Here is an 11,807-nt window from a genome sequence, read left to right as displayed (position 1 = left end):
ATGGCGTTTAAAATAGCCTCCTCCCCCCATGTCAGCCGGCCGCTGCAAACCAGCACTGTGATGCAAAGGGTGCTGCTCTGCGCCCTGCCCGGCCTGGTAGTGCAGTGTGTATTTTTTGGTTGGGGCAGCCTTATTCAGGTACTGCTGGCTGTGACGGTCGCTTTGATTTCAGAGGCCGCCATCCTCAAGTTGCGTAAGCGCAAGGTACTTTCGACTTTGTCGGATAACAGCGCGGCTCTGACAGCAGTTCTTATCGGTATTGCCGTACCGCCACTCGCCCCTTGGTGGATGGTGGTGATAGGTACAAGTTTTGCCATCATCATGGTCAAACAGCTGTATGGCGGTTTGGGAAACAACCTGTTCAATCCGGCCATGGCCGCCTATGTACTGCTGTTGGTGGCCTTCCCGGTACAGATGACCAGTTGGGTCGCACCGGCGACTGTTGCCCAGCACTCTCCGGATTTTCTCACCAGTTTGCAGGTGATTTTCGGCGCCAGCCAAGGCAGCGTTGCCGAGTACTTCCAGCTCGGTATCGATGGCGTCACCATGGCGACACCACTCGATACGCTGAAAACGGATCTATCTATGGGAATGACCACTACCGAGAGCCTGCAAAAACCAATTTTTGCCGGCACTATCAACAGTGGCTGGTTTTGGGTCAACCTGGCCTACCTGTGCGGTGGTCTGGCGCTGTTGAAGATGAAGCTTATCCGCTGGCATATCAGTGTCGGTGTACTGGCCTCGCTGTTTATCTGCAGCGGCTTTGCCTATGCGCTTGGGCCAGATACCCATGTCAGCCCGCTTATTCACCTGTTCAGTGGCGCCACCATGCTGGCGGCTTTCTTTATCGCCACGGATCCTGTAACCGCGCCGGCCAGCAATCAGGGCCGATTTATCTTCGGCGCCCTTATCGGCCTGGTGGTGTACCTTATTAGAAGCTTTGGGGGTTACCCTGACGCCTTTGCTTTTGCGGTGTTGCTGGCCAACCTGTGCGCCCCTTTGATCGACTACTATGTCAAACCCCGAGCCTATGGCCATCGCGCCGGACATTGATAGCAAGAGAGATAGACAGTGCAAAAATCCATGTTGAAAAATGGTCTGCTTTTGGGCCTGTTTGCCCTGATATGCACCGCGGTGGTGGCGGTTGTCAATGACAGTACCCGAGATGCGATCCTGGCGCAGCAAAAGTTGGAGCTCAGGCGCACCCTGGAGCAGATCATTCCCAGTGAACTCCACGACAATCCGCTCGAGGAAAGCTGCATTCTATTGCAGGATAAAGACGCCCTGGGCACAACTCAGCCTATGCCGGCTTATATCGCCACCCAAGATGCCCAGCCGGTCGCCATTGCCATCGAAACCATAGCGCCGGATGGCTACAATGGTGAAATACGCTTGATCATAGGTATCAAGACAGATGGCACTGTGCTTGGTGTTCGCACGCTGTCGCACCAGGAAACCCCTGGGCTGGGTGACAAGATTGAGCGCAAGAAATCTGATTGGGTGGACAGCTTTATCGGCAAAAAGCTTCAAGGCAGTGATGACAAGGCCTGGTATGTGAAAAAAGACGGCGGTGAAATCGACCAGTTTACCGGGGCGACCATTACCCCCAGGGCCTACGTCAAGTCGATGAGAAACACCCTGGCCTTCTTTGAAGCCAATAAGAAGACCATTTTTTCCCAATCACAGACATGTGAGGCAAGCCAATGAGTTTATATCGCGATATCGCCTGGCAAGGCTTGTGGAAAAATAACCCCGGACTGGTGCAGATGTTGGGACTCTGTCCTCTGCTGGCAGTGACCTCCACCTTTACCAACGCCTTGGGGCTTGGGCTCGCAACTGCGCTGGTGTTGATAGGTTCCAACACCACAGTATCCCTGGTACGCAATTTTGTGCCCAAAGAGATCCGCATTCCCGTATTCGTAATGATTATTGCCGCACTGGTGACTGCCGTACAATTGCTGGTTAACGCATACGCCTATGGCCTATACGTTTCGCTCGGTATTTTCCTGCCACTCATAGTGACCAACTGTGTCATCATAGGCCGCGCCGAAGCCTTTGCCTCACGCAACTCACCAATGAGCGCCGCCTTTGATGGCTTAATGATGGGTATTGGCTTTACCTTGGTATTGATGGTGCTCGGCGGAGGCAGGGAAATACTGGGGCAAGGTACCCTATTTGACGGTGCAGAGCAGCTGCTGGGACCTTGGGCTGCGAGCCTGCGCATTGAAGTCTGGCAAGTAGACACTCCCTTCCTACTGGCAATGTTACCGCCCGGCGCCTTTTTGGGAATGGGTTTGCTGATTGCGCTGAAAAACGTGATCGACAAGAAACTCGCTGAGCGCCAACCCAGAGTGCAAACTGCCCCTGTGGAGCGCGCCAGGATCACCAAAGTCAACTGAGGTTATTGAGTGAACAAAGACAAGAGACGGGCGATACTCGAACGCCTGCGGGACAACAATCCTCATCCCCAGACAGAGCTGAATTATTCCAGCCCTTTTGAATTACTGGTTGCGGTAACGCTCTCGGCGCAGGCAACCGATGTCAGTGTCAACAAGGCCACTGACAAGCTGTTTCCGGTGGCTAATACCCCACAGGCGATTGCCGATCTCGGGGTTGAAGGGCTGAAGGAATATATCAAGACCATAGGGCTTTATAACAATAAGGCCATCAATGTGGTGGCACTGTCCAAGATCCTTGTAGAGAAGTACAACGGCGAAGTCCCCGAAAACCGCGAGGCGCTGGAGTCACTGCCCGGGGTTGGTCGCAAGACCGCCAATGTGGTGCTCAACACCGCCTTTGGTTGGCCAACCATAGCCGTGGACACCCATATATTCCGGGTCAGCAACCGCACCCGCTTTGCACCGGGGAAAAATGTGCAGGAAGTGGAAGATAAACTGCTCAAAGTGGTACCGGCCGAGTTCAAGGTTGACGTCCACCACTGGCTTATTCTTCACGGGCGCTATACCTGCATCGCCAGAAAGCCCCGCTGCGGCAGTTGTCTGATTGAAGATCTGTGTGAATTCAAAGAAAAAATCTATCCGGAAGATTAGTCCAGAAACGACAATGCCGCCCTAAGGCGGCATTGGCTTACATATTCTTGCTCAGCGCCAATCAAAAAATCTGTACAATCATAGCGGCGAAAACGATTGCAATTACCAAGGTAGATCCAATAGCCATTTTCAATTCTGTAGTCATGCTTGTCTCCTGCATCCAGCTAAGATAGGGTTGACACCATTATTAATGAAGCAGACACAAATACCATGTTTATTTCATGGATTTGTGAACTGGCTATCAAGTTAACGGCGGCCGGAACCACTCTATTTGGGAGTGATTCCCATCTCCCCGGATCTCGCTTGAATATCCACGCTACGGAAGCTCAACTGGGTTTCCGTTATAGAACCAAAAGAGGTAGCAATGTCACAAGTTCTCCATACCATGCTCAGGGTCGGTAACCTTGAACGCAGCATCCACTTCTACACAGAAATCATGGGAATGAAGCTGCTGCGTCAATCGGAAAACCCTGAATATAAATATACCCTCGCCTTCGTCGGCTACGGCGAAGAATCAACCGGCCAGGCAGTCATAGAGCTCACCTACAACTGGGGAACAGAGCAATATGATATGGGTAATGCCTTTGGACATATTGCCATAGGCGAAGAAGATATCTACGCCCGCTGTGAAGCCATCAGCGCCGCCGGTGGCAAGGTTATCCGCGCCCCAGGCCCTGTTGCCGGCGGAACCACTGAAATCGCTTTTGTTGAAGATCCTGACGGTTACAAAATCGAGCTTATTCAAATGAGCTCGGCTGAGCACGGCCTGGGTTAAACAATCAGACATTAAAAAAGCGCCCGAAGGCGCTTTTTTTCATTCCATGATATGGCTTAGAACTTGTAAGTCACACCACCGTAGATTTGACGACCGATAGTGTCATAGACTTCAGGTACCGTACCCGCATCACTACCATTGGACACAAATGAAGGTTCTTCATCAGTTAAGTTCTTAACACCCAGTGAAGCTGTGAAGCCATCCGTGAAGTGATAAGTACCGACAATGTTGTGGTACATTACAGCATCAGCCTTTGCAACTGCAGTGAACGGTTTATCATTCTGATCGTAATCAGTATAGATATCATCCATCTTACCTATATAACGGTTGTAATACATCAAACTCCAATCGCCACGACTTGCCTGAATACTGAAGTTGTTACGAACTTCTGCATAAGCGCCAAAGTTACCATCGATAGTACCGTCATAGGCAACGCCATCTTGCTCAAACTCCAGCAGATAGGTCAGGTCATTGTTGATCTTCCAATCCAGCCCCAGACCTTCAAAGCTGTAAGCCAGGTTGAAATCGATACCACTGGTATTCTGGCTACCCACGTTGGTTAGAGGGTTGGTGAAGTTGGACAGATCGCCATCCATAGTGATCTTGAAGGTATCACACGCAACCTGGTTACCAGCGTGACAGTCATTCAAGCCTTTCTGGGCATCCAGACGGGTAATGGCATTGCTCACCCGGAAGCGCCAGTAGTCCAGTGTCAGAGACATGCCATCGATAAAGCGTGGCGAGTAAACCAGACCGGCAGTGTAAGACTCAGACTCTTCCGGTTGCAAATCTGGGTCTGATGTTCTGTTTACCAAGATCTGTGGATCTTGTTCATTGCCCCATGGATCAGTCAGATAGTCATAAGACCCTGTGTTACCACCGTAGAGCTCGCTGACGTTTGGCGCCCGGAAACCGGTAGCCGCCACGGCGCGCAGCATCAAATCATCTGTGGCTTCATAGGTCAGACCTATCTTCCAGGTCGTTGCCTTGCCGAAAGTTGAGTAGTCATCGAAACGCAGGGCAAATTCACCGGTCAGTTTTTCAGTGAAAGGTACACTGACTTCCTGATAGATAGAGATAACGTCGTAATTACCATCAGTTGGGTCTTGCTGGGCGGCAGTACCGTCACCGGCAACAATCACAGGATCTGGGTTAAAGTAACCACTGTCGTAACGGTATTCGGCACCGATAGCGAAGCTGACAGGACCGGCACTCAGATCAAACAGCTCACCACTCAATACGCCGGCAACCACGTGTTGTTCGTTACCACCATCATTGCGCTCGGTGAAACCGATGTCATTGATGATCTCTTGAGTCAGCGGGGCACCACTAAGCCAGGCATCCAGATTGTTGTAGACAGAGTTTTCCATCTTCTTGGCATTGATGGAGTTTTCAACCCAGGTATCGGCCTTGTTTTTGCCATAAGTGTAGGAAAGATCCCAAGTCATACCTGTGTTGACATCGAGTGTGCCCTGCAGGCCAATAGAGGCGCGCAGAGTATCGATGTCCTGGTTGTAGATACGAGGGCCTACATCATTGGTACGGCGACGGTAGTTAACACGGCCGGTTTTATCGGCCTTGATGCCGGCGTCCAGCATGGACTGATCCAGGGTGATACAACGGTCAGGATCTATCCCTGTTTGGCCACAAACACCCAGCATAATATCGGCAGGCTGAGCGGCCATTTGCTGATCTGACTTACGCTTGGTGTACAGAATATCACCTGTCAGTACCAATTCATTGCCCAGCTCCTGGATCATGTTGGCAAACAGACTATAGCGTTTACTAGGCGTCTGGAACCAGCTGTCTTGGGTATAGTCGTAACCTGTGCTGCGCTCAACCCAGTTGCCGTTGGCATCTTTAACCATACCAGCCAGAGAGCCGGTTGGAATGAAGGAACTGGCACCTGGCTCGGTCCAGTCACGGTCGCCCTGAATAACACCGCGACGGTCAGAGTAAGCTGCACCAAAGGTATAGTTACCGCCGTTGTCTGTGTTGAAACCGTACAGCAGGCTCAGTTCGCCGTTTTCACCGTCGCCCTTATCGGTTCCGCTGCCGTTGAAATCCAGCTGGAAGCCTTCAAAATCTTTCTTGGTGATGATGTTGACCACACCGGCAATAGCATCTGAGCCGTATACCGCCGAGGCGCCATCCTTAAGAATCTCTACCCGGGCAATCATCGCTACTGGGATTGAGTTCAAGTCCACTGCACTGTCTGCACCTGAGCCTGAGTTCACCATACGGCGGCCATTGAGCAGTACCAGAGTACGTTCAGCACCCATACCACGCAGATCAACCTGAGCCGCGCCATTGGCACCATTGTTGGTGGTTGAACCTACAGCCGCACCGGCCATAGAGGTCTGAGCCTGCAGCAGTTGGTCAACAGAAGTGAAGCCTTCTGCACGAATAGCATCAGCACTGATCACTGTCACTGGAGAAGCGGTTTCCATATCCTGACGCTGGATACGTGAACCTGTTACTTCGATACGTTCTACCTTGGCACCGTCTTCTGCGGCGTAAGCCACCTGAGACACAGATGCAGCTCCCGTTGAAACCGCAGCAAACAGAGCCAGTCTGACTGCGCCAGTCAGCTTATTGGTTCTTGTCATTTTAAACTCCCTTACTTCCTGGTTTGTTTTTATTTTCACCGCGCTTATTAACACGGCGTTGCCAAGATACTGTCGCCTCGTTTCAACATCGTCAATAACAGGATTTTAATCTGACAAATCCGTTAATGTTTAATTTATGTTTGTTTTTTGTTTTATTTAATGACAAATAGAACCCGCCTATCCTATAGCGAATAGATATGCAGCCAATTACCGGGAGTTGTTAAAAAATAAACTTTGATTTTTTGTTAATTCTCAACATATTAATTAACATTGCCCATCTCAAAAAGTGTGACATCCATCACACTTTTAATTGTTTCCACACTGATACATCACAGTAAAAAGTCGAAATTTTTCTCAATACAATTCCCTGCCTTGAATCATCGTAAACGCCTTAATTGCATATGCAGCAAGCCTGACCAGTCACATTTGGTAAGTAATAAAACGATACAGATAATACATTTGTTGCAACATTGTTTTATTTTGAGGTTACCCCAAACTGCTTTGGTAGTCTTTTATGCTGCAAACAACAGGATTCAATCGGAAGATAAGTGGTCAATAAAACAAAAATCAGAGTAGATTGTTAAAATGAAATGTAATTTAAGATGATGACACCTATCGAAGATAGGCGCGCAAAAACGGGCAGAAAAAAAGGCCGGAATATATCCGGCCTCATCTTTTAAATGCTTAAAGGTACTGAAATTGACCTTAGGCTTCATCCTGCTTGTACTTGGCAGCAGTGTCCTTGATCAAGGTCTGTAACTCACCTTTTTGGTACATCTCGGTCAGGATATCGCAACCACCGACCAGCTCACCTTCAACCCACAACTGAGGAAAAGTTGGCCAATTGGCATACTTGGGCAGTTCAGCACGGATATCAGGATGCTGCAAAATATCAACAAACGCGAACTGCTCGCCGATATTGATCATGATTTGAGCCACCTGAGAGGAAAAACCACAGCTGGGTAATTTGGGCGAACCTTTCATGTAAAGGATGATGGGGTTTTCAGCGATTTGCTGCTTAATTTTTTCAACAGTTTCCATTTACGTTCCTGAGTACGACACTATATTTGATTCACTATTGTACGCGAGAGAAACGCAGAACAAAATCACACTATTTGTAAGGTTATTTAGTCATTTGATTTTTCAATGATGTCAATCTGCTCAATCACTCAAACAATGATTCACTTCACAAATTTTATCGGTACAATAGTGGCAGTGAGCAAGTCTGAAAATGATAAACCAAGTCCATGGAGAGATACTAATGGCTTTCGAATTACCTGCATTACCATATGCCAAGAACGCACTGGAACCCCACATTTCTCAGGAAACCATCGAATACCACTACGGTAAGCACCACAACACTTACGTGGTTAAGCTGAACGGTCTGATCGAAGGCACTGAATTTGCCGGCAAGACCCTGGAAGAGATTGTAAAAACCTCCAGCGGCGGTATTTTCAACAACGCCGCTCAGGTTTGGAACCACACTTTTTACTGGAATTGTCTGGCGCCTAACGGCGGCGGCGAAGCCACCGGTGCTGTAGCCGAAGCTATCAATGCTGCTTTTGGTTCTTTTGAAGCCTTCAAGACTCAGTTCACTGAGTCTGCTGTCAACAACTTTGGTAGCGGCTGGACCTGGCTGGTTAAAAAGGCTGATGGCACTGTCGCTATCGTTAACACCAGCAACGCGGCCACTCCGCTGACTGATGCTTCAGTGACCCCACTGCTGACCGTTGACGTTTGGGAGCACGCTTACTACATCGACTACCGTAACGTTCGCCCTGACTACATGGCGCACTTCTGGCAGTTGCTGAACTGGGACTTTGTTAACCAAAACTTCGCCGGTTAATAATACTCAAACTGAGTGCCTGAAAAGGAGCCTTATGGCTCCTTTTTTATTGCCCATAAGCACTCTCCCGCAAGCCGACCGCACATCAACAAGCTCACCCTCCGGCAGCAATTCACAAGTGCAACTATTGCTTTTGCAACTATTTGCCTTTGTTTTTATTTATGTTTTTTGACATGAAGCATGAATTAGTGTCTAAGATTAATGGTAGGCAACTGCTAAAGACAGTTCCCTTCCCAGACATATTTGGCGTTTCAGGGGGTTTAAAATGGGCATATTTGAGCACTACCAACAGCGCTATGAGAAGAAACTCGATGAAGAATACACATTACAGGAGTTTCTTGATATCTGTAAGCAAGATCGCAGCGCCTACGCTTCGGCTGCAGAAAGACTGCTTATCGCCATCGGCGAGCCGGAAGTGGTCGACACTTCCAAGAATCAGGTTCTGAGCCGGATATTTTCCAACCGCTTAATCTCTCGCTATCCCGCGTTTAAAGACTTCTACGGCATGGAAGATGCCATAGAGCAGATAGTCTCTTACCTTAAACACTCGGCCCAAGGGCTGGAAGAATCCAAGCAGATCCTCTATCTGTTGGGACCTGTCGGTGGCGGTAAATCTTCGCTGGCAGAGAAGCTCAAGGCTTTGATGCAGCAAGTCCCCATCTATATTCTTAGCGCCGATGGAGTCAGAAGTCCGGTCAACGACCACCCTTTCTGCCTGTTTGATGCCGAGGAAGATGGCAAGTTGCTGCAGGAAGAATACCAGATCCCGACCCGTTACCTGCGCAGCATAATGTCGCCCTGGGCGGTCAAGCGCTTGCATGACTTTGGCGGCGATATCTCCCGCTTCCGGGTCGTTAAGGTATTCCCTTCGGTGCTGGATCAAATTGCCATCGCCAAGACTGAACCCGGTGATGACAACAACCAGGATATCTCTTCTCTTGTGGGCAAAGTCGACATTCGCCAACTGGAGCACTTTGCCCAGAATGATGCCGATGCCTACTCCTATTCAGGAGCACTGTGCCGTGCCAACCAAGGCTTGATGGAGTTTGTGGAGATGTTCAAGGCGCCGATCAAGGTGCTGCACCCACTGCTGACCGCCACTCAGGAAGGTAACTACAACGGTACCGAAGGCTTATCGGCCCTGCCCTTTAACGGCATTATTCTGGCTCACTCCAACGAGTCTGAATGGAGCAGCTTTAAAAATAATAAAAACAATGAAGCCTTCCTCGACCGTGTTTATATCGTTAAGGTGCCCTACTGCCTGCGCGTGTCGGAAGAGATCCAGATTTACCGCAAGCTTATCGCCAATTCAGAGCTGACCAAGGCGCCCTGTGCCCCAGGCACACTGGAGACCTTGGCTCAATTCAGCGTGCTCTCAAGGATCAAAACCCCGGAGAACTCCTCTGTCTACTCCAAGATGCGGGTCTATGACGGTGAAAGCCTCAAGGATACCGATCCCAAGGCCAAGTCTTACCAGGAATATCGAGACTATGCCGGGGTCGATGAGGGGATGCACGGACTGTCGACCCGCTTCGCGTTCAAAATCCTCTCCAAGGTCTTTAACTTCGACCACTCTGAAATTGCCGCCAACCCCGTGCACCTCTTCTATGTACTGGAGCGGCAGATAGAGCAAGAGCAGTTCCCTTCCGATACCGCAGAAAGATATATGGAGTTTTTGAAGGGCTATCTGATCCCTAAATATGTTGAGTTTATCGGTAAGGAGATCCAGACCGCTTACCTGGAATCTTATTCGGAATATGGTCAGAACATCTTCGACCGCTATGTCACCTATGCCGACTTCTGGATCCAGGATCAGGAATACAGAGACCCGGAAACCGGCCAACTGTTTGACCGGGCCGCACTCAACGCCGAATTGGAGAAAATTGAAAAGCCGGCCGGGATAAGTAATCCCAAAGACTTCCGCAATGAGATAGTCAACTTTGTGCTCAGGGCCAGGGCCAATAATGATGGCAACAACCCGCAATGGACCAGCTATGAGAAACTCAGAACCGTGATAGAGAAGAAGATGTTCTCAAATACGGAAGATCTCCTGCCGGTCATTTCTTTCAACGCCAAGACCTCCACAGACGATCAGCGCAAACATGATGATTTTGTCAATCGTATGATGGAGAAAGGCTACACCAAGAAACAGGTGCGCCTGTTGTCCGAGTGGTACTTACGGGTACGTAAGTCCTCTTAGCTGTGCCCTTTCGGGGCTTTCGGGCCCCGGTATTTGCTTTGGGAGGTGCGTATGGCGAACTTTATCGACAGGCGGTTGAATGCCAAAGGAAAGAGCACGGTTAACCGTCAGCGGTTTATTAACCGCTATAAACAACAAATTAAAAAAGCGGTCAGTGATGCCGTCACTCACCGTAGCGTCACAGATGTCGACAAGGGAGAAAAAATCAGTATCCCCACCAAGGACATCAGCGAACCCGTATTCCATCAAGGTCGCGGCGGCGTGCGTGAGCGAGTGCATCCGGGCAACGACCAGTTTACCCGCGGCGACAAGATAGACAGGCCTCAGGGCGGTGGTGGTGGCAGCGGCAAGGGCGATGCCTCGGACTCAGGCGAGGGTCAGGATGACTTTGTATTTCAAATCTCCAAAGATGAGTACCTCGAGCTCTTGTTTGAAGATCTTGAGTTGCCCAACCTGCAGAAAAACCGCCTGAACAAACTGGTGGAATATCAAACTTACCGAGCCGGTTATACCAATGATGGTGTGCCCTCAAATATCAATATCGTCCGCTCTTTGAGATCCTCTCTGGCGCGGCGCACCGCCATGTCCGCAGACAAGAAACGGCGACTGCATGAACTGGAAAACGAACTGGCAGAGTTGGAAAACACTCCGGGTGCCAGTGCCGAGCGGATATTGCAGCTCAAAGAGGAGATTGAAGAGCTTAAACAGCGCATCGCCAAGGTGCCCTTTATCGACACTTTCGATCTGCGCTACAACAACTTTGCCAAGCGGGAAGTGCCCACCAGTCAGGCGGTGATGTTCTGTCTTATGGATGTCTCCGGCTCCATGGATCAGGCCACCAAGGATATGGCCAAACGCTTTTATATATTGCTGTACCTGTTTCTGACCCGCACTTACAAGAATCTTGAGGTCGTTTATATCCGTCATCATACCCAGGCAAAAGAAGTGGATGAACACGAGTTCTTCTACTCCCAGGAAACGGGCGGCACCATAGTCTCCAGTGCACTGAAACTGATGCACGAAATTCAACAGGAGCGTTATCCGGCCAATGAATGGAATATCTATGCCGCCCAGGCATCCGATGGTGACAACTGGGCCGATGATTCGCCCACCTGTTATCAGATCCTCGAAACACAACTGCTGCCCGTAGTGCGCTATTTCAGCTACATAGAAATCACCAACAGGGCGCATCAGACGCTCTGGCGTGAATATGAAACCCTGCAAAAACAATTCGACAATATGGCGGTACAACATATTCGTCAGGCAGAGGATATCTATCCCGTATTCAGAGAGTTGTTCAAGAAGCAGGCGGTTTAGGGGGATGCAA

Annotated in this window: 10 protein-coding genes; 8 read left to right on the top strand and 2 right to left on the bottom strand. The window is 49.8% G+C overall.

Features of this window, described 5'->3' with window-relative positions:
- The 5 genes from rsxD (at position 1) to gloA (ending at position 3,825) form a co-directional block, all read left to right on the top strand.
- Positions 1 to 1,053, top strand: a complete 1,053-nt coding sequence (gene rsxD, locus ACF8D4_RS13365; RefSeq protein WP_044734576.1) for an electron transport complex subunit RsxD — start codon at positions 1 to 3, stop codon at positions 1,051 to 1,053.
- A gap of 30 nt (positions 1,054 to 1,083) precedes the next feature.
- Positions 1,084 to 1,707: an electron transport complex subunit G gene (gene rsxG, locus ACF8D4_RS13360; protein ID WP_391564207.1), complete on the top strand. Its 624-nt coding sequence runs from the start codon at positions 1,084 to 1,086 to the stop codon at positions 1,705 to 1,707.
- Positions 1,704 to 2,399, top strand: a complete 696-nt coding sequence (locus ACF8D4_RS13355) for an electron transport complex subunit E (protein ID WP_025011615.1) — start codon at positions 1,704 to 1,706, stop codon at positions 2,397 to 2,399. The genes rsxG and ACF8D4_RS13355 overlap by 4 nt, the downstream gene beginning before the upstream one ends.
- A gap of 9 nt (positions 2,400 to 2,408) precedes the next feature.
- A complete protein-coding gene (gene nth, locus ACF8D4_RS13350; RefSeq protein WP_025011616.1) occupies positions 2,409 to 3,050 on the top strand; it encodes an endonuclease III in 642 nt (213 codons plus the stop codon).
- Between the two features lie 364 nt (positions 3,051 to 3,414).
- Entirely contained in the window at positions 3,415 to 3,825 is a 411-nt protein-coding gene (gene gloA, locus ACF8D4_RS13345; RefSeq protein WP_025011617.1) for a lactoylglutathione lyase, read from the top strand.
- 56 nt (positions 3,826 to 3,881) lie between these two features.
- On the opposite strand, the gene ACF8D4_RS13340 is transcribed toward gloA, so the two are convergent.
- The gene (locus ACF8D4_RS13340; protein WP_071237443.1) at positions 3,882 to 6,434 is read right to left on the bottom strand and encodes a TonB-dependent siderophore receptor; all 2,553 of its coding nucleotides are present in this window, start codon (positions 6,432 to 6,434) and stop codon (positions 3,882 to 3,884) included.
- 705 nt (positions 6,435 to 7,139) lie between these two features.
- Positions 7,140 to 7,475 (bottom strand): Grx4 family monothiol glutaredoxin, encoded by a 336-nt coding sequence (locus ACF8D4_RS13335; protein WP_025011618.1) that lies wholly within the window; start codon positions 7,473 to 7,475, stop codon positions 7,140 to 7,142.
- A 220-nt stretch (positions 7,476 to 7,695) separates the two neighbouring features.
- Here ACF8D4_RS13335 and sodB point away from each other — a divergent pair, with 220 nt between their 5' ends.
- The 3 genes from sodB to ACF8D4_RS13320 all read left to right on the top strand — a co-directional run bounded on the left by sodB (position 7,696) and on the right by ACF8D4_RS13320 (position 11,797).
- Positions 7,696 to 8,280: a superoxide dismutase [Fe] gene (gene sodB / locus ACF8D4_RS13330; protein WP_025011619.1), complete on the top strand. Its 585-nt coding sequence runs from the start codon at positions 7,696 to 7,698 to the stop codon at positions 8,278 to 8,280.
- 265 nt (positions 8,281 to 8,545) lie between these two features.
- Positions 8,546 to 10,480, top strand: a complete 1,935-nt coding sequence (locus tag ACF8D4_RS13325; RefSeq protein ID WP_025011620.1) for a PrkA family serine protein kinase — start codon at positions 8,546 to 8,548, stop codon at positions 10,478 to 10,480.
- A gap of 51 nt (positions 10,481 to 10,531) precedes the next feature.
- Entirely contained in the window at positions 10,532 to 11,797 is a 1,266-nt protein-coding gene (locus ACF8D4_RS13320) for a YeaH/YhbH family protein (protein WP_028781485.1), read from the top strand.
- Positions 11,798 to 11,807 lie beyond the last annotated feature (10 nt).

The organism is Shewanella sp. YQ_9, assembly GCF_043103185.1.
Lineage (GTDB): Bacteria > Pseudomonadota > Gammaproteobacteria > Enterobacterales > Shewanellaceae > Shewanella > Shewanella algae.
Note: the sequence above shows the minus strand (reverse complement) of the source record. Positions and strands in the feature narration are given on the sequence as shown.

What these genes read in the sequence shown, in the direction of transcription:
- rsxG (WP_391564207.1), top strand. Translation starts at nt 1,084, where the DNA reads ATGTTGAAAAATGGTCTGCTTTTGGGCCTGTTTGCCCTGATATGCACC.
- ACF8D4_RS13340 (WP_071237443.1), bottom strand. Translation starts at nt 6,434, where the DNA reads ATGACAAGAACCAATAAGCTGACTGGCGCAGTCAGACTGGCTCTGTTT.
- ACF8D4_RS13355 (WP_025011615.1), top strand. Translation starts at nt 1,704, where the DNA reads ATGAGTTTATATCGCGATATCGCCTGGCAAGGCTTGTGGAAAAATAAC.
- rsxD (WP_044734576.1), top strand. Translation starts at nt 1, where the DNA reads ATGGCGTTTAAAATAGCCTCCTCCCCCCATGTCAGCCGGCCGCTGCAA.
- ACF8D4_RS13335 (WP_025011618.1), bottom strand. Translation starts at nt 7,475, where the DNA reads ATGGAAACTGTTGAAAAAATTAAGCAGCAAATCGCTGAAAACCCCATC.
- ACF8D4_RS13325 (WP_025011620.1), top strand. Translation starts at nt 8,546, where the DNA reads ATGGGCATATTTGAGCACTACCAACAGCGCTATGAGAAGAAACTCGAT.
- gloA (WP_025011617.1), top strand. Translation starts at nt 3,415, where the DNA reads ATGTCACAAGTTCTCCATACCATGCTCAGGGTCGGTAACCTTGAACGC.
- sodB (WP_025011619.1), top strand. Translation starts at nt 7,696, where the DNA reads ATGGCTTTCGAATTACCTGCATTACCATATGCCAAGAACGCACTGGAA.
- ACF8D4_RS13320 (WP_028781485.1), top strand. Translation starts at nt 10,532, where the DNA reads ATGGCGAACTTTATCGACAGGCGGTTGAATGCCAAAGGAAAGAGCACG.